Annotated in this window: 25 protein-coding genes and 2 pseudogenes; 4 read left to right on the forward strand and 23 right to left on the reverse strand. The window is 41.5% G+C overall.

Annotation, left to right across the window (positions count from 1 at the left end; genetic code table 11):
* A pseudogene (locus tag V2H77_RS11380) lies at positions 1–185 on the forward strand (site-specific integrase); the annotation flags it as partial.
* A 202-nt stretch (positions 186–387) separates the two neighbouring features.
* On the opposite strand, the gene V2H77_RS11385 reads toward V2H77_RS11380, so the two are convergent.
* The 14 genes from V2H77_RS11385 to V2H77_RS11450 all read right to left on the reverse strand — a co-directional run bounded on the left by V2H77_RS11385 (position 388) and on the right by V2H77_RS11450 (position 9,563).
* Entirely contained in the window at positions 388–1,014 is a 627-nt protein-coding gene (locus V2H77_RS11385; protein ID WP_341498866.1) for a tail fiber assembly protein, read from the reverse strand.
* Positions 1,014–2,354 carry a phage tail protein gene (locus V2H77_RS11390; RefSeq protein WP_341498867.1) on the reverse strand — a complete coding sequence of 447 codons (1,341 nt, stop codon included), beginning with the start codon at positions 2,352–2,354 and terminating at the stop codon, positions 1,014–1,016. The genes V2H77_RS11385 and V2H77_RS11390 overlap by 1 nt, the downstream gene beginning before the upstream one ends.
* Positions 2,341–2,997: a DUF2612 domain-containing protein gene (locus V2H77_RS11395; protein WP_341498868.1), complete on the reverse strand. Its 657-nt coding sequence runs from the start codon at positions 2,995–2,997 to the stop codon at positions 2,341–2,343. Before V2H77_RS11395 ends, V2H77_RS11390 begins: the two co-directional genes overlap by 14 nt.
* Positions 2,990–4,114 carry a baseplate J/gp47 family protein gene (locus V2H77_RS11400; RefSeq protein ID WP_341498869.1) on the reverse strand — a complete coding sequence of 375 codons (1,125 nt, stop codon included), beginning with the start codon at positions 4,112–4,114 and terminating at the stop codon, positions 2,990–2,992. The genes V2H77_RS11395 and V2H77_RS11400 overlap by 8 nt, the downstream gene beginning before the upstream one ends.
* Positions 4,098–4,460 carry a hypothetical protein gene (locus V2H77_RS11405; RefSeq protein ID WP_341498870.1) on the reverse strand — a complete coding sequence of 121 codons (363 nt, stop codon included), beginning with the start codon at positions 4,458–4,460 and terminating at the stop codon, positions 4,098–4,100. Before V2H77_RS11405 ends, V2H77_RS11400 begins: the two co-directional genes overlap by 17 nt.
* Positions 4,457–5,128 carry a Gp138 family membrane-puncturing spike protein gene (locus V2H77_RS11410; protein ID WP_322192476.1) on the reverse strand — a complete coding sequence of 224 codons (672 nt, stop codon included), beginning with the start codon at positions 5,126–5,128 and terminating at the stop codon, positions 4,457–4,459. The genes V2H77_RS11405 and V2H77_RS11410 overlap by 4 nt, the downstream gene beginning before the upstream one ends.
* Positions 5,103–5,948: a phage protein gene (locus V2H77_RS11415; RefSeq protein ID WP_341498871.1), complete on the reverse strand. Its 846-nt coding sequence runs from the start codon at positions 5,946–5,948 to the stop codon at positions 5,103–5,105. Before V2H77_RS11415 ends, V2H77_RS11410 begins: the two co-directional genes overlap by 26 nt.
* A complete protein-coding gene (locus V2H77_RS11420; protein ID WP_322192478.1) occupies positions 5,923–6,261 on the reverse strand; it encodes a phage baseplate plug family protein in 339 nt (112 codons plus the stop codon). Before V2H77_RS11420 ends, V2H77_RS11415 begins: the two co-directional genes overlap by 26 nt.
* The gene (locus V2H77_RS11425) at positions 6,261–7,037 is read right to left on the reverse strand and encodes a phage baseplate protein (RefSeq protein WP_341498872.1); all 777 of its coding nucleotides are present in this window, start codon (positions 7,035–7,037) and stop codon (positions 6,261–6,263) included. Before V2H77_RS11425 ends, V2H77_RS11420 begins: the two co-directional genes overlap by 1 nt.
* A gap of 53 nt (positions 7,038–7,090) precedes the next feature.
* Complete coding sequence (locus V2H77_RS11430) at positions 7,091–7,375, reverse strand: hypothetical protein (protein WP_341498873.1); 285 nt, start codon at positions 7,373–7,375, stop codon at positions 7,091–7,093.
* A gap of 174 nt (positions 7,376–7,549) precedes the next feature.
* Positions 7,550–7,747, reverse strand: coding sequence for a type II toxin-antitoxin system HicA family toxin (locus V2H77_RS11435; RefSeq protein WP_341498874.1), 198 nt, complete (start codon positions 7,745–7,747; stop codon positions 7,550–7,552).
* A 1-nt stretch (position 7,748) separates the two neighbouring features.
* On the reverse strand, positions 7,749–8,003 hold the full coding sequence (locus V2H77_RS11440) for a DUF1902 domain-containing protein (RefSeq protein WP_341498875.1): 255 nt from the start codon (positions 8,001–8,003) through the stop codon (positions 7,749–7,751).
* 89 nt (positions 8,004–8,092) lie between these two features.
* Positions 8,093–8,869, reverse strand: a complete 777-nt coding sequence (locus V2H77_RS11445) for a phage antirepressor KilAC domain-containing protein (protein WP_341498876.1) — start codon at positions 8,867–8,869, stop codon at positions 8,093–8,095.
* Between the two features lie 427 nt (positions 8,870–9,296).
* Positions 9,297–9,563: an Arc family DNA-binding protein gene (locus V2H77_RS11450; RefSeq protein WP_341498877.1), complete on the reverse strand. Its 267-nt coding sequence runs from the start codon at positions 9,561–9,563 to the stop codon at positions 9,297–9,299.
* A 92-nt stretch (positions 9,564–9,655) separates the two neighbouring features.
* On the opposite strand from V2H77_RS11450, the gene V2H77_RS23640 reads away from it, so the two are divergent.
* Positions 9,656–9,838, forward strand: a complete 183-nt coding sequence (locus V2H77_RS23640; RefSeq protein WP_041382206.1) for an Arc family DNA-binding protein — start codon at positions 9,656–9,658, stop codon at positions 9,836–9,838.
* Positions 9,839–9,868: 30 nt separating this feature from the next.
* Positions 9,869–10,648, forward strand: coding sequence for a phage antirepressor N-terminal domain-containing protein (locus V2H77_RS11455; RefSeq protein WP_341498878.1), 780 nt, complete (start codon positions 9,869–9,871; stop codon positions 10,646–10,648).
* Positions 10,649–10,668: 20 nt separating this feature from the next.
* On the opposite strand, the gene V2H77_RS11460 is transcribed toward V2H77_RS11455, so the two are convergent.
* From V2H77_RS11460 to V2H77_RS11470, 3 genes and pseudogenes are all read right to left on the reverse strand, one after another.
* Positions 10,669–10,917, reverse strand: coding sequence for a DUF6694 family lipoprotein (locus tag V2H77_RS11460; RefSeq protein ID WP_445935479.1), 249 nt, complete (start codon positions 10,915–10,917; stop codon positions 10,669–10,671).
* 284 nt (positions 10,918–11,201) lie between these two features.
* Positions 11,202–11,549 (reverse strand): annotated as a pseudogene (locus V2H77_RS11465) (BRO-N domain-containing protein); the annotation flags it as partial.
* Between the two features lie 210 nt (positions 11,550–11,759).
* The gene (locus tag V2H77_RS11470; protein WP_341498879.1) at positions 11,760–11,924 is read right to left on the reverse strand and encodes an Arc family DNA-binding protein; all 165 of its coding nucleotides are present in this window, start codon (positions 11,922–11,924) and stop codon (positions 11,760–11,762) included.
* Positions 11,925–12,025: 101 nt separating this feature from the next.
* On the opposite strand from V2H77_RS11470, the gene V2H77_RS11475 reads away from it, so the two are divergent.
* Positions 12,026–12,271 (forward strand): Arc family DNA-binding protein, encoded by a 246-nt coding sequence (locus V2H77_RS11475; protein ID WP_341498880.1) that lies wholly within the window; start codon positions 12,026–12,028, stop codon positions 12,269–12,271.
* A gap of 40 nt (positions 12,272–12,311) precedes the next feature.
* On the opposite strand, the gene V2H77_RS11480 is transcribed toward V2H77_RS11475, so the two are convergent.
* From V2H77_RS11480 to V2H77_RS11505, 6 genes are all read right to left on the reverse strand, one after another.
* Entirely contained in the window at positions 12,312–12,986 is a 675-nt protein-coding gene (locus V2H77_RS11480; RefSeq protein ID WP_341498881.1) for a DUF7424 family protein, read from the reverse strand.
* Between the two features lie 78 nt (positions 12,987–13,064).
* On the reverse strand, positions 13,065–14,867 hold the full coding sequence (locus V2H77_RS11485; RefSeq protein WP_322192468.1) for a phage tail protein: 1,803 nt from the start codon (positions 14,865–14,867) through the stop codon (positions 13,065–13,067).
* Complete coding sequence (locus V2H77_RS11490) at positions 14,830–15,015, reverse strand: hypothetical protein (protein ID WP_341498882.1); 186 nt, start codon at positions 15,013–15,015, stop codon at positions 14,830–14,832. The genes V2H77_RS11485 and V2H77_RS11490 overlap by 38 nt, the downstream gene beginning before the upstream one ends.
* A complete protein-coding gene (locus V2H77_RS11495) occupies positions 15,012–15,407 on the reverse strand; it encodes a phage tail assembly chaperone (RefSeq protein ID WP_322192467.1) in 396 nt (131 codons plus the stop codon). Before V2H77_RS11495 ends, V2H77_RS11490 begins: the two co-directional genes overlap by 4 nt.
* On the reverse strand, positions 15,407–15,841 hold the full coding sequence (locus V2H77_RS11500; protein WP_088374846.1) for a phage protein: 435 nt from the start codon (positions 15,839–15,841) through the stop codon (positions 15,407–15,409). Before V2H77_RS11500 ends, V2H77_RS11495 begins: the two co-directional genes overlap by 1 nt.
* 11 nt (positions 15,842–15,852) lie before the next feature.
* Positions 15,853–17,364, reverse strand: coding sequence for a DUF3383 domain-containing protein (locus V2H77_RS11505; protein WP_322192466.1), 1,512 nt, complete (start codon positions 17,362–17,364; stop codon positions 15,853–15,855).
* Between the last annotated feature and the right edge of the window lie 2 nt (positions 17,365–17,366).

A 17,366-nucleotide genomic window follows, 5' to 3' on the forward strand; every position in this document is an offset into this window, starting at 1 on the left:
GAGCGAACCCATCATTTATTGCTTCACAGATGGGTCACACTTCCGCTCAAATGATTTTCACCGTGTATGGCAATTGGATGCCTGAAAATAATGCAAGCCAAGTAGAACTTTTGAATGCCAAATTTAGTCAAAGTGCCCCATCTATGCCCCACAATAAAACCATGAATAAAAAAATACTTTATTAATCAAAGAGAATAGCATAATGGCTCAATATGTTTACACTGAGTTGTAATTAATCCTTGTAAGTATGCATAAGTGTGTTTATTCGTGATTTAACAGCTAATTATGAAACTGATATCACACCAGATGTGCTTATGCATGCTTAATTATGTCATTACTTTGCCCCATCTATGCCCCACAACAACAAGGGCCAAACGGCCCTACTCTTCACTTCGGCACTTCCGGCCACACCACATTCGGCGCCTGATCAACATCTACACGAGTCAGCAATACCCGGTATTTTTTCCATTCCAACAGAGCCGCTTTCTCTGAGTCTGTAGCGACTTCTAAGTCAACAGAGTCTTGTAGCAATGAAAGTGTTTCATTTGCTTGCTGTAACAGTGCTGCTTGTTGTTGCTTAGCTTCATTAATCTGATGAGATTTGAGTAAGTCTTTATCAACTACCCAGTCTTTACCATCCCATTTGTCAAAATCAGTGGGCGGTTTTTTGAAGGTTAGTGTTGCGGGTAATTCCCCAATTTCTGTGATTTCAATCGGTTCTCGCGTTAACGTGTCGTAAGCGATTTTTCCACGATAGTCTGGAAGAATTTCCCAACACTTTCCATCTATGCTACGACACACCGCTTTATCGTGAGAATCGGGAAGCTTCGGTGCGTCAGGATAAGCGCCAGCCGATAAGCTGACACCCAACATGACATATTCAATATCAGAGTTTGTGAATTCTCGTGTGATTTGATTCGAATGATAAACCTTTATCCAGCCTGCTTGAGTCGCTAGTCCATCTTTACCCAACACGGCTGTTTCATGTTCTAAAGAGTATTTCTGTTCTGTCATTATGCTGCTCTCACTATGTAGTTAAATGCGATGTTGCGGGGGCGGGTTTCGTCGCCGCCTGTATTGTTAGCAATTGATGTAGCGGTGGCGCCGCCTGTAACATCCCTACCAAGCGGATATCGGTATCCGTCTAGAGGTCCTTGGTTTATTGACAAATGACCACTACTACCAGCGTTACCGGCGGCAAGTTGTATTCTTTTTGTACTGTCAGCTTGCCACGTTCCGCATACGCGCCCCGGATCTACCCCTCTACTATCATCCCACCCCCGGATAAATTCCCCTCTTAAATCGGGTACTCTACCGTCAGGATAGGCTAAGGCTAACTTCGGATATAAAGATTTATCGAATGTTTGGCCGTTGCATGTAAGGTAACCTGATGGGGTGTATCTGTGAGGATACGGCAGCGGGACTCCTACAGGGATGTTGTTATAAAGCAGATCGTATGCGTGCTGACTATGAATAATCCAATCTTTCAGTTTTTCACTTCCGGGGAATGCTTGACGCACAGCGATTTCACCAAGGTGCGTTGTGTACCTTTGTGATATTAGAGGCCCTTGCTTGTACACTTCAAGTACGCCATATGTGTACATCGGCTCACTCGTTGAGTAACGCGGGAAATCTGCAACAGTATTAACATTTACGCCAAAAACGTGATAGAAACCACACTCGCGGCAATCTGAGAATTTACCTCCATTTTGTAGTTGTCCAACCGGGAGTGAAGGAAAAGCCCCTACATCCCCGGCATTCAGACTCACATCCCCAGTCAGCGCCTTCCCGTTCACTTTCCGGCTACTCGGAACGGCATTATTCGCCTTATTCACCGTCTCCACCAATCCGAGGTTTTTCACAAAGGTATTTTTATCGGGAATGTCTGCGCCGTTTTGGTTTTTGGACAATTTGCTATTAGCGTTGTCGTTGACAGTCTTCAGCGCTGAATTAGTTGCATAGTCTCCCTTGTCTTGCTTTGTGTTTAGTGCGTCGAGAATGGATTTTGGTGCCCCGATAAAATCTGCTATTGGTTTCCATGCTGATTGTGAATGATCTGGCTGTTGTTCCCTATTTTCATTTATTGCAACATAAAACTTCCCGGCATGCTGGATAGCGGAATACTGAGGATAATCTACAGTTGAATCCCATTCAGCCAACCCGCGTTGTGAGAGATACATCAGCCATTCGTCAACTCGTTTACCCACAGAATTGAACCATTCAAGCGGTGGTTTGCCTGCCGTTCTGTCTAGTGTGACACCCCATCCTCTCAGTACATCGGGAAAAGTTTCAATCTCGCCTGATTTGGCGTCTTGTGCAAAAACTTTATAGTCTGGTTTGTTAATTATTGACATCTACAATCCTCGTGAATTTTCCGTCACCAAAACCGAACGCATGGGGATCATTAGCCCACCCAAACGGCTGGCGATCTGTGATTACGATATATTTATATTGCACACCGATTGGACGAGATAATATGTCCAATTTTTTTATCGCGTGCAGTCGGAAAGGGGTTAAGTAACTTGAAGGAATAACAATATTCATTGTCATATCGTAATTATCGATAATGAATGCCTGTTCTCCCAACAAATAAGAAATCGATAATGTTATATTTTCAAGAGTCGGATGTTGGTAATTTTTAATAATTTTGGCTTTAATAAAAAATCGATAATCCTCGTCATCAAGATTTGTCGAATCATTCAGAGAATCCCCGTATCTATAAAAAACGCCAGCATTAAAACCCAGTGCGCTCTTTATTCCCATCCAGCCAAAATAACTTTTTGGGACAAAAGACTTCATTATCCGACTAATACCGACGTGCCGACCAATTAAATCTAACCCCCATTTTGTTGATTTATCAATATCAAGTATTTCAGTTAACTTAACTGCTGATTTGAAAACTGTCGCACTCTCAGAAAGCAAAAGCCCGACAGTCTGCCGGGCCTTGGGTTTTCCTCTATATTGCCAGATTAGGAAGTCTTTTCGTTTTTTATTCAATCAGCACCTCCACATTTTCATGTTTAATGCGAGCACATTGTCTGACACCAATAATGGCTTTATCGGAGCTATTAACTGTGATTGATTTAATGTAAAAACCTGAAATGGAATTAACTTGGCATGTTAAGCGCATGGCATAAACAGATTGACCGATTTCAAATTCAGTAGCAGCAAGTGACTTTTTAATGCCGTCAGTGTCAATATCATGAAAACCGTTTATGCGCTCTACAAGCAAACTAACTTTAATATCAACAATTTCTGCACGGTCGAATTTTACTTGCCGTGATGTGCCTGAATATCCACATGAATATGAAATATTCCCCATTAACCCACAACCACCAATTTTCTTTTTCAGGATTGTCACGGCGATATCTTCATCTTTACCGCCAATAACCACGGCATTCATTGTATGACATGGTACGCCTTTATCATCCGTTTGATTAGTGTAGTTCTCATATACTCGCGCTTGCTTCACATCGGGTAAATCAAGTAAAGCAGCTTCGATCCCCTGTCTATCATCATGATTGTTGATTGAGTGAGAACGCATAAAGCGCCTCAAGAAGTTACCGTCTGTTTCTTCATCATCACCTGGCTTTGCTTCCTTTGTCGTTACAATTTTATCAATACCAACAATTACGGTTTCACTCTGTAGCTCTTTATCTGCTTGCAGTGAGAAAACCCCTAATTCATTGCTACGTAAATTAACGCGGGCAGATCCTTTCTCATTCAGCGTTACATCATTCAATATCACCCATTTGACACGATTATCATCAATTAATACCGTATCTTTGGGTAGTGTTACGCCAGTATTGCCGGAGATCACTACATCATCAATGTAACTAAATTCCGCACCACGACGCACAAGTCCAGCATACATCGCCCTTTGTTCAAGAAATGAGCCTGTGGCTTCATATGGATCTAGCATCTGTACGATAAATGCAATCACTTGATTAATATTCGCCAGTTCTTGCGAAAACAGACCTATCATCTGCCCGTCCGGCGTATCTGCATCAAGGTTGATATCTTCACCGTAAATACTCTTAAACCCATCTGACAGCCGCTGGTGGATGTCTGAGAGTTGGTCAATGACTATTCCTTTATCAGTTATTTGGAGCATCAGCATTGACCTCTTTTTTATTGCCGTAAATATCAATATAGGTGACAGTTACCAGAGATTTTCGGCTATCTTTATCAATTCTGATGTCAAAATTGGTAATTTCTGTCACTCCATGAGTTTTCAGAACTGTGGTTTTCAATTCTGATTCCATTTGCATTAAATTTGGATTTTTCTTTAGATAACCAAACCATCCCACCCCATGATCGGGATTTAAAAACCAGTCATTACGCAAAGACAAAAGCCGAGTTTGTACCGACTGAGCGATAGCTTCTGACTTAGTAGCGTAATCACTGCGACCATTACCAAAAGTCCAATCGTGATTGCTATCTAATCGCCGTACTCTCATTTGGGTGCCCCCGTGTTGCTACCACCCGGCTGTACACCGCCGTGTACGTGGGTTTGTAGATCAATGCCACCACCTACAACCTTCGCAGCACTAACAGTCCCGCTTGACTCGCTGTTGCCGCTAGTCTGGCTCCAATCGCCAATTTGTTGATGCTGTCCGGTCTGCTGGCTGTTACCCAAATGCTCAATATCGCCTTTAATGGTGATTTTCCCGTTAGCCATGCGAATGTACGTTGAGCCGTCATCAGTCTGCATAGATGCCCCGCCCGAAAAAAAATCAGGTATTTTCTTCGGCCGACTGCAAACTCCAGGAATAAAGAAAGCATCAGAGTAATCATGTAAGCGAGCATCAAGAGGAGCGGATTTATTGCCTGTTGCATACCAACCATCAATGCACCGTTCTGAAAAGATAGCCAACCCCTCGTCACCAGCTTTCACTGGAACAGTGAAACAGAATCCACCAGCACGAGGAAACTGGACAACAACGTCAACAAGCGGCGGTAATTCGATAACTTCACCGTTACTTAATGTCTGAGTGATCATTAGCTCTATTGTTGCTGTGTGGCCGTTAAATGAAACAACGCGGGCGGGTAATGCGGTGTGAATATCTAAACGCTCGTTTTCTGCTTTTTTATTGAGTACATCAAGTAGAGTTGGATTTTTGTTCATTATTCACCTTTTGATATTTTCCACCGGTGCACGTTATCAGCGTATTCCAATCGTCTGACATAAAATCGCCTGAATGTTCTAATTCAGTGATTTTGTAGTCACCGTTGTATTCGGGAATAATTGACCGAATCCGAATCAGTCCGCCTATTCTTAATGCTGGATTACAAAGGCAGGTGATTTGTAGTCCATCATCTGTTTTCTCAGGGCTGCCTATCATTCCGGTTTCTTGTGAAAGTACAAATCCTTCATTATCTGCCAGCACTTTGTTTTTCGGCAGAACAACCATATTTCCGTCTTGAACAGACCAATCAGCACCATTGTTACGAGCTATCTTGTGCATTACATCACGAGCATTGCCTGTTAGTACTTTGCCACGCGGTAAGGCCCTATCTTTAGGCAAATCAATCACACCGTTACCGGCTTTCATTGACTTTGTAGCTTCAGCTAAAATATCAGCATCAGTCGCACCGGCTTTCAGAGTTTTATTAACTAATGCTCCGGTATAAGCTTCATAGCCATCACCGCACGTCAATTCAATAATGAAATCCAGGTCATCACGAAGAGTAACGACCTCAATAATATCGCCGGTATAAATTACCCGCAGTTCCTCATAGCCAATCGCCAGTGATATCTTGTTATAGGTTTTACTGGTAATTAGATTTCGATGTGATTGATTGAGGTTATAAACTCGAATTGTTGCCGGGTTGGGTTCGCTTGTGATTGTCTTTGATACTTCGAAAGCCACTCTTAAGTTTGTTATTTCAATACTTTCTTTTTCGTTGCCAATATTAAGTTTAAGTTGTCTCCCGAATTGTTTCACGCCACAACTCCTTATCAACAAAATATACCTTCAATCTGGTTCCTAATTCAGAGCGTCTAACAGAATTAAGTCCAAAGCCGGAGCTATCACCCATTACAATTACAAACGGTAAGTTCTTTGTTATCAATGTCGGGCTATTGACTGTGAGTCCATACATCTGAGCAATGTACTGATCTGTGTTTGTATCAAGCAAATCAAACTGCCAGCCATTAGAAATAGGGTTGAAATAGAGTGTGAAACGCAAGTTCATGTCGAATAATGTAAAAGACTGTTCTTGTATTTCTTCTGTTGATACTGGAATTTCGTATATCATTACGCTCCCCAACCTAAAAATTTTTTAAGCCCCCCAAGTGGATTACCAAATGCCTCATTGCCACTCTTGAGCATTGATTTATTATCACCAGCTTGTTTGGGTTGCGTTTTTCCCATCTGCTTTTTTTTGGGTGATTTTTTCACGCTCAGTCCTTTTGCTGTCTGAGTTTCGACAATGAATATCTCGCGCAATGTAAGCGAAAATTCGGCTGAACCATCGTACATCTGAGAAACACTGACACTCACAATCATCATATTCTCATATTGCTTTAAGCCAGTTTGAGCTGTGATTGTTTCGCCTTTTTTCTGTAAGTTAAGCAAGTCGTTATAAGCTTTCCCCACCCTATCAAGGGTCTGTGAACTATCGCCAGCTAGCCCTTGATAATCAGGTAAAAACGGCGCTATTGCTCGTTGGGATTGCTCAATAACGTTATCAGCAACAGAGATATAGCGGTTTATCATTGCTTCCGCCTGCTTTGTTTGAGCACGAATTTCAACAGGTAAGGGAAATGTATCAATCACGCTAGAATCAAAATCTGCAATATCTCTTGAGTATTGTGGCGGTTCATAACCAACAATGATCCCAGTTATCGTGATTTCTTTCGGCTCAAGAACAGCATGATCGGCAATTGCGGCCCCGGACTCTACCGGGTTCTCAGTAATGCGTAAACTTGAATCGTGATTTTCAACAGTCACGCAGTCAAACTGAAACTCACCGACTGAACGAGTTATTACCGATGCTGCCTTTGTTGTGTTAAAACCGCTGAGTAAATCCATACAGTACCTATAATAAAAGGCCGCTCAATGCGGCCTGTGATAACTTAGAGTTATTAGCGGCTTTTAATCCACTTCATAGTGCATTCACCGGCTTTTTCCGCCCACTTGTTGTATTCACTGACTAAAATGACAAGTTCGGCGTTTGCCTCGTCTAGTTCTTTGAATTTTTCATGGAAAAACTCCATATTTATCTCATGTATTCTGTCAAACGGGCTTGGGTCAGCATGGTATTGATTTTTCATGTCGCGAAAAGCATCATCCCTCTTGCGAAGGGCTTCAAGTATTTTACTCTTCAGATGATGGCAGCGACCCAATGCTTCAAAATCAATTTCAGACATAAACGTATAATCCTTATTCATTATTAAATTGCTCATAAATTATACCCATTGATTAACCAATAGAAACATTGGACGTAAAAAAACCGCATAAGCGGCCAGATATAAAAAACCCGCTCTGATGGCGGGTTATCTTTTGGTAACATGAGGGTCTTCGGTCTGGCATAAGCAAAATCATCAAATTTTTTCTTTGATTCCTGCCTGTTTCAGAATTGCATTAGCGGTATACTTAGAGACTATTGTATATGGCACACTAAATGCTTTATTGGTTATATCACTACGCCATATTTCATGACTGCCTTTACCTTGTCTAACGAAGTAACACCCATGCGCCAATAAGATTTCTTTAAGTTGTGGATATAAGCCAGATCCCATGTTAGAGCGCTATCCTTGAATCGTAAGATTGTTCCTGAACGAAACTAATTTTCATCCCATCAGGATTACCATCCAGGTTCATCTCGTATAGTTCGGGAGCTATCTCCCACACTCGTTCTGTCAATTCATCATAGGTTTTAGCTTCGGTCACCAACCCTAATTCATCACACTCGGCAATCCACATATCATCATGGATGACATTCACAACAAAATTAACTTGTTGATCACAAAAATGTGCTTTGTAAACTGTGTTCATAACACCCCCTTGCTTGCTACTAGTTAATAATAACCCACACAATAATGTAAGAAAAGGTGATTATTTGAGCCATCCTTGGCATAAATTCGTTAAACTATTGCGTTATTCAGAATCTTAGATACTTTGGCTATACCCTTGGCAGTAACTAAAACCTGTTCACACACTCTTTCTGTACCATCGTCTTTAGTAACAATAGTTACTTTATGTTCAAGTAAACCCTGTTGGATTTTATCTTGATACCCAAGCCAGCTTCTTCCACCAGCACGCTTATAAATCCAATGCTTCTCAGACAGAGTTTTGAACAACAACTTAGGCTGAATCTGCAAATGTTTAGCTGCATTGGTGATGCACATACTACCCTCGGCCTTTTTAGCAATACGATCATATGCTTCAACATCTGGCTTCATCTCAACTACCAGATTTTCTAGCTGAGCTTTTTGTTCTGCTAAGTCAGCAGCAAGACGCAAAGCTTCTGGAAGGGATTGAGGAATCATAGATTGAACAACACCAGACTCAAGCGCATACCAACGGTCGATTACTGCCGCACGGCGTTTAATATCATATCCTGTGATTAATATTTCAGTGTGACGGCGATCAAGCAGGAATTCATAGACATATCCCCTATCATCAAAAACTGGGTTAATACCCTGAATATTATGATGATCCAAAAACTGCATCATCTTTTTCTTATTAGTGTCCCACTTGTATGACTTAACGTTCTCACCCTGTTCAACTGCATAAATAGCAGGAACCATTGCGCGAATATCACGATGTACATGAGAAACTTCTTTCCCGACCAATTCCGCGATCTCACGACTTGACATAGTGACAACTGATCCCTGATTTGCTACATTCATATCAAACATATTTACTTTCCCCTTAAAAAGGTTCCATAAAAAGCCAGTAGCGAAAATACTGGCTTTTTTCTTTTGTTGATTAGATGAAATTTAGAAAAAATCCATGCGCAAAAGCCCCATGCAAAAGTTGCATAGGGTTTATCGCGTGAATTCAGGCGATGAAATTAAAATTGATTAATACAAAAAATAATTTCTACTTTAAATTAAAATAGATAATTCATTTTTGTGATGTTACTTATGTGCTTTTCAGCACAGCGGTGTTAAAGAGCGGACTTACTAAGACTCCCCACAAGGGCAGGGCATTCATTGTGTAAAGAGCAATGCACATTTTAGTGCCTCATAAGATGACAAATTAGCATACCCCAAAATAACATTCCACTTATTGCCACATGCAAAATTTTTGTAAGTACCTACAAAAGTCCCTTACGGGGCTGCTTCACTTCTTTACAAGCTTTACTGCGTTTTCTGCGGCAAGCTTCGCAATTTCTTCTAATACCTCTCGTTTAATGAGGCAATCTATTGTCTTTAGTTGCGTTCCTGATGATGATTGGCTCTGATTACTTAGCTCATGCTTTCTTACTGCATCTAACAAAATGGCAACAATTTCGGCATTTACAGACCTCTTGTTGTCTGATGCCATGTTTTGCACTGCCTCTTTGAGGTCTTGGGGTAAGCGAATGTTTATCTGTGGATCACGACGCATAAATAGAATCCGGCATAATAAATTGTTGACATGGTAGCCATTAACTACTAGCCTATCAATGGTAGCCAATGGCTATATTATATGGAGGAACCATGAGTAATATAGGAAGACCACCACAAGTAAATATCAGGATGCCAAACGAAGTAAGAGAAAGCTTGAAATGTATTGCAAATACACAAGATAGATCCATGAATTATGTAATCGTTAAAGCACTTAAGGAATACATAGCCAGAAATAGCGAAGCCCCAACTACTCGCAATAGTCAGGGCCTCTAATTTGTCCAAAACCGACTAAGGAATATAGACATGTCAAGTATAGCAACAATTAACGTCCCATTCCACGGCGATAATTTGTATGTAGTTAACCACAACGGCGAGCCATACGTTCCAATGAAACCCATAGTTGAAGGTATGGGAATGGCTTGGGGCGCTCAATTTGTTAAATTAAAACAAAGGTTTGCTAAAGGTGTTTCGGAAATCGAAATACCTACATCTAGCGGAATACAGATAATGACCTGTCTAGCTCTTCGCAAGTTAGCTGGCTGGTTAGCAACTATTAGCCCCAACAAAGTTAAACCTGAGATCCGCGATAAGGTTATTCAATATCAGGATGAATGCGACGACGTTCTTTATGAGTATTGGACTAATGGCGAAGTAACCAGGAAGAAGAAAACCACAACAGACGAACGCACCCCGTTACGTGATGCCGTTAACATGCTGGTGGGTAAGCGTGGGATGATGTACCCAGAGGCTTATAGCTTCATCCACCATCGTTTTAATGTATCTCACATTGATCAATTGCCATCTGAGAAAATCACCGAAGCTATCGAGTATGTTCATAAGCTGGCGCTTGAAGGCGAGTATCTTGGCAAAGAAACCTCACTTTCGTTAAACGGAATTCAATTCCCCGAAAATGGCAAGATCCTCATCACGATGCGAAACAATACGGTCGATAGCTGTCAGTTAGTTACTCCTGACAGCCATGTCTTAACCCTAAATACGTTCATGGAGTTAGCCCAAAAGGCTGGCTATCTCATTATTCATAGAGAAAACTTTTTGAGCATGGAAAACAGTTGGAAGTACTAATCTCATAGGCCAAGGATGGTCTACTTCTTCTCATCCATAGCAATGATCTCTTTAGCGGTTTTGCCGCCTATCAGTTTGTTGATTATTTGAACTTTTTCGTCTTCCTTATCGGTTATCATTCTTGCTGCCATTGCTACATTTAAAGTTGCTTCTTTAAACTTAGCGGCTTCCTCACCTTTCAGGGACTTATAAATAGCCTGAGTTGAAGACTTCAATGATTCAGGACTAGAAGCATCAATGGTCAGCTCCTTTTCACCGCAGCCCGCCAAAAATATACCAAAGTGAAATATATATATCTATATATTACATTACGCTACTGAATTTATTTACAGTACGCCATCCTTGGCTTGGATAACTACCAGCGGTTTTCCATGTTCATAAGGTCGTTTTTATGAATGATGAGATAGCCAGCTTTCTGAGCAAGAAACATGAATTCGTTAAGTGTTAAGACACGCTGATCATCTCTCAGTTTCTCAGCTTTAACTGTTACGCCGTTTTCAATAGTTGAAAGAATTTGCCCATTGAATGACAAATCAGCAACTAATGATCTATGGTAACTACCCGTTTTACGAATTGCCGGTAATACTTCACCAGTCACCCACTTGCGAAAACGGTAAGGTAAAGTTCCTGGCTTAATGGCGTCACGACAACGGATTGTTAGGAAATACATTCCTGACTCGCTGATAATGTTTAAATTTTGCTTTCCGCCTAGGGTGTCGGTTAAAGCGACATCCTTTTCGTCATCATCAAGTTTTGCGATAGCATCGCGACTATTTGCGATTTTCAGAGCATCACAAATATCTTGTGCAACAAACCAAGGTTCACCGTTCTTAACCAAGGTACGTATTTGTTTATCTTGAAAAGTGAATGGAGTTATGGCTACATTAATAGTGTTATGCATTTCATTAATTGCTATACTTATCATGTCTATATTCCTCACGCGGATTGTGACAATTAGAGGCCCTGACTATCCCCACGATAGTTGGGGCTTCGCTACTTTTGGTGGACAATATCATCTTTTTATTCTCGTGGAATTAGCAAACCCAGTACTTTGCTCTGTTTTTTACGTATTCTTTCCCCTTCCAACTTGAGCGATTCATCCTTTCGGTTCTTACCGATCTAGTACTCTCTCATCATTTTTCAAACTCCGCACTAACCGCTGGACTATTTCTGAATTCAAGGATCTACCTTCTTCCTTGGCTATTCGCTTCAATATTCCTTTCAGCTCAGACGGCAACCTTACTCCAGTTGGTGGAATTTCCCTTATCTTTTCCATTTATCACCTCATCAAAAAACTACACCGTGTTGAATAAATACTACACCGTGTAAGTATTAAGTCAACACCTTTTTAACTACACTGTGTAGCATTAGTTTCTTATGAGATTTTTTGCTATGCGTGGAATGAGAAATATTGGACCAACCGGCGTAAGAATTCCTGATGATGTAAAGGAAAAATTAATAAATCAAGCAGACAGAAACGGAAGATCCCTTAACGCTGAAATAGTTAGAATTCTTGAAAAATCCGTCAATGAAGAACAAAAAAGTGAGCAGCCAGTAAATTTAACTCTTGAAATAATAAACCGTCTAGATCGTTTAGAGAAGCTGATAGAGTCCCAAAAATAACAGATAAAACAGCCCCGCCACCGAAGCGGGGCTGTTTACTTTAGCTTTTTTTTGAATCAAAAGTATTATTTTCAACCAAGAATGGAACAGATCCATTTCTCATTAATGATTCTATTGACACATCCGATAACGAAAACGTTATAGGGTCCTTACCCTTCCATTCCAAATTCTGAACAATCGCTGGGTGATTGTTGAAATTTTTCCCTTTCATAAAAGCGCCTATTACTTTTAGTGTTTCCGGCTTTCCATCTGAATTAACTTTAACTGAAATACTAAAGTCAAAGCTACCAATGGCGTCTTTCTCGTGCTTTTTGATTTTCTGGATTAGATTTTTATCCATATAAACACCAGCCAGAATATCACCCTGAGAAAAGATATAAATATCAGCATCCTGTTCTTTTGCCTGTTCTCCAAATCTACCAACCCCAACAGGAACAGTGAAATGAGCAAAAGAATCCATCCTCTTGTCGTAACACTCTACGAATTGAGCGCCACGGAAAATTGATGGAATAGTCTCTTTTAATTCTTTAAGACTTTTTGATTCAATTCTTGAATCCTCAAAATCTTTACATGAAGAAACCTCGAAATTTATATCTCCCTTAGCTAGCTTATGTTCATGTGATTGTACATCATCAAGATTTACTTCAGTACTTACGTCTACTTTGCAGCCAGAAAGAGCTAGCACAGATAAGGCTACGAATGTTAGTTTTTTCACAAAACACCCTCATATAAAATAAAAACTGAATGGTAAGTTTACCTGTATAAAACACATTCATCCATTCATCTTAATGTGTCAGCCAGTAACTGTCCCTAGCTGGTTATATGCAGTGCGTTTTAATTCCCTACCAAGACCATCATTAGCGTAACGAGCGGCTTTTTCAGGTGATGGAGCAGTAATGTGCTGTGTGACATTTACATCCCCATGATTAACTGTTGTCTGATTACTGCTACTGGTAGTTGAATAGGCAACAGACTGACCAATAGTGGAGCCATCACCAGCATTGATTGTAGCTGCAATCTGCTCTAGATTAGCTACCTCATCTTTAACACCTCGTAATTTGTTTATCAACCCAACGACCTTTCCTACCGTTTTATCGTAATAGCTCATCACCCAGTCAAACGCTGCTTTAAACGGTGCCTTTATGCGCTCAATCACACCATCAAAGGTCTTACCGATATTGGATATATACTTATCAGCCTCGCTCTCGTTGACACCAAACAATCCAAGCACAAATTTGAATGCTTTCTTAAACGGGGCGGTGATGTAACCCCAGATAGCAGAAAAAATTTTCTCGATTTTTTCAGTAAAGGTTAGGTTATCATTAGTCGCGATATCAATGAGTGATTTAACAAACTTAAACGCGTTCTTAAACGGCTGAGTAATAAAGCCCCATACAGCACCAAATATAGTACCTATGTTGCTCACAAAGCTTTTAGCCTTGCTCTTTATCCAGTCAAACGCCCTGACAGCCAGTTTCTTTATCGAGCTCCAGGCTTTTGTTGCCAGTTTTCCCGCAATACCCCACATCACCCCAAAGAAAGCAAAGAAAGTTTTAAGATAAGCAATCAGTCCATTCCATATTTTCATCAGCGAGACGGTCATCCCGGCCCATGCCTTGTTGACCAGATCCATATCGCCGGTAAAGAGGCCGACAAATAGCTTAATGACGTTCCAGATATATTGGAAAACTCCGCTAAAGATAGCCCAAATCGCTTTAAATGACTGACTCCAAATCGACACCAAGTTATTGATAATGCCCTTGTATTTAGCGTAAAAGTCCTGCCCCCATTTGATGACGTCTTTTATCCACTTGATACAGGCACCCCAAAAACTACCAAACAAAGAATCACCGCCGTCAAGATAGACCATCAGATCATCTATGATGAGCATTAACCCTACTATAGCGGCGATAATCCAGGTGATAGGGTTAGCAATGAACGCCACTAACATTTCACGCTTAACTATTGCAAGTATGGTCACAAGACCAAGCAAAGCATTTTTCCACCCTCCAACAGCTTTAATGTTATTCAAGATAACCTGAACAACCTTTCCCCCAAATTTAATGATTTTTGTTATGCCATTGGTGATCAATGCCTTGTTTGCTGTCATCCACTCATTGAAACCATTAACGGCCTTGGTCAGAGAGGGCACAAGATTGAGCGCTATCTTTGTCTTGATTGAATCGATAGATAGTCCCATTTTCTTCATTGACTTCTCATACTCATCAGCCTGTTTTAGTTCTCGGTCTGATATCTTATAGAGTAGCCCTTTTTCTTTCGCCAGATCCTTAGCGCCCTCGATAGAACTATTAATAAAGCCAAGCACTTTGGTAGTCGCAACACTAACAGCCGCTACAACCCCTACAGCAAGCAATTTTAATTTACTGATTGATGCTCCGGCCTCATCCGCTTTTTTTGTGGCTTCCTCTGTACTTTGGACGGATTGCTCGCCAACACCATCAAGCGTCTTGTTAACTTTGTTGGCTTCGTTTGCAATCTGCGTGGCTGCTACACCAAGAGCAACAATGACCTCTTTAATTTTGGCCGCCTGGGATGTATCAACGCCGATAGCCACCAGAAGTTCGTCGATCTGCATCGTTTGCCCTCTTTTCAGATAATAACGTTTCAGCTATCGCTTCATGCATATCAATAACATCAGAGAGTGAGTAGACAGTGCGGAGTTCATGAAGGGTGCACATGTTTCTCATGATGGGCGTCCACACCATCCAGTCAACGTCACTCACTGTAGATTCAGAGCCGCCAAGTTCGGCATACTTACCACAGAGGCGACCCCACCGGGCAAAAAATCCGCAAAGTGGAATTTCACCCCGTCAATAATTAGCTGGAAGTAGTGAGATCGATAAGTATTGAAGTGCTGGTTAAATACATCGGGTTTTTGCAGCAATACTGTATTACCGTCTGCATCAGTCACCGTGACATATTTCAAAATAAACTGTTCAATGCCCTGCATTTCTGGTGAGCCGATATTAGAAACAATAGCGCCAATATCAATATCAACTTTATCACCGTCCAGCCTGATGCAGCCTTTCAGTAAGCCAACCAGCTTCAAAGCGTGATTTTTGGCTTCGATGAAATTAGATAATCTGTGTTCATAGTTGATGTTATCGATAATCATTAGTTATACATCCCCTTGGCTAATTTAGTGACTACACGCTCAAATTGAATGACGAATGTCATTGCGTTATGCCCGGTACCGCGCGAGATTGTCGGCGGCGTTGTAAAGAACCCGCGCGAACCCATAATTTCATCTCCGTTAAGCGTATCTTTGAAATACATCTCAATGGGCGTAAATGTTTTTGGGTTGTTAATCATCAGGTTACGCAAATCCATCAGGAATTTGTTATCTTCCGAATGCTGCAACAGTTTAATTGTTAACGTTCCTGATTCGTTACCCGTAAAGACAAAGACACCTCGCCCAGAGGCCCCAATCGTATAAGTGCCATCGTCCCCAATTGGCGCAATCGCGACCGAATCCGCCGACTCATCAAACGCAGTAATTTCGTAACCATTGAGCGTCAAAATGCTCTGGTGATGTTTGTATAAAGCCATGACTTACACCCTTAGCGATTAAATTGGATTGATATATCAACGGAGTGAATAGCGCCAGCCAGCTTAATAGCACACATAATCGGCATGGCTTTACGCGCTTCCCTGTCAGCAATAGACTGCAAATCGTAGCCATCTGAGTAGAAGTAAAAACCCTCGTCTAGCCGATCACCGTAAGTCAGCTCACCTACATCATTACCGCGCCAGAGGCCACCCGCTAAAAATCCATTGCGCACGAATTCAGCACCAATAACATTTAGCGCACCAATTAACATGGCCTGACCTTTATCAGTCTGTGGGATTTTCGTCGGGTTGGCTTGTAATGTGGTGAACGCTTGTTTCTGACATGCATCAATGAACGCATCAAGACCAACAATTTCATCAATGAACTGACCGCCAATCATCGCGCCCTCAGCAAGCATGCTCACACCGTCATAATCGGTGTAGAAGTTCACACCCAGACGCTTACATTTTTCTGCTTCTGATTGAGTAATCCGATCATCAGAACGAACGGTTGTTTGCTGCTTAAATTTGACTGTCTTAGCTGAGCTCTGCGCGTTCCAGTTTGTAGACAGTGCGATAGACAACAACGCTACGGCGGCATGATCATCCCCGGTCTTGTTGAACTGAACCATTAAGCGGCCACTATTTTTGTCATACAGCTTTTTAAGGATATTGTCGTTGTTCCACTCGATTTGTTCGTCACGCAAGGCAGTATAAGCAGCCACTTTCATATCAGCAGACACTACCCAGGTGTGAACATCATCTAATTGCTCATCAGTGACAGCATCAGCGAAATAGACGCCGTACCAGTCTTGGTAGATATTTTGTAACCTGTGTAAGGCTTCTGAGGGTAATTCTTTTTCGACTGTGATAGCAGCTTTACCAACAACAATTGTTGCTTGCCCGTCTCCAAGTTTCAGCATCTTGCCGATATAAGTACCGGCGTCCAGTTCCGTGACATAACCCAATTTTGTTGCGGGAGACGCACCGGCAGTTTGCGCCTGGATAATGACGCGGTGGCCGACTGCATCCCAGATTGCTTGTAAATTACTGTCTTTTGGTAATGCTGCTTGCAGAACGCTAGCAATATCAGAGAAATCAATCGCTTTGCTGAAATTCAGACCGGAGAGCAGAACATCTTTACCACCGACATTCAGCACCATTGATCCATCAGTAATGGCTTTGAATGCATTGATACCCACAGAGATAGTTGATCCCTTAAGCGCATTAGCAGTGGCCGGAATTTCTTGTTTCTCTTTCGCCCAACGTGCAATAAGAGCGCGTTTAGGCGTGGGACGCACTGAGAAAAGCGCCTGTGATGCTTTGTAAGCTTCTGATTTAGTACCGAATAAGTTTGCTACGTCCTGAGCGCTTGACACAATGACATATCGTGTCGTGTCATCAGTAAATGCATTACCCACTTCGGGAGTAAAAATAGCTATCATGCTCAAATCACGACGCTGTGCAGCCATAGCCTGCGGCATGATCTGAGCATTGACCACCTGATTAATAGATAAGCTCATTT

The sequence above is a fragment of the Photorhabdus sp. P32 genome, from assembly GCF_038085095.1.
Classification (GTDB): domain Bacteria; phylum Pseudomonadota; class Gammaproteobacteria; order Enterobacterales; family Enterobacteriaceae; genus Photorhabdus; species Photorhabdus luminescens.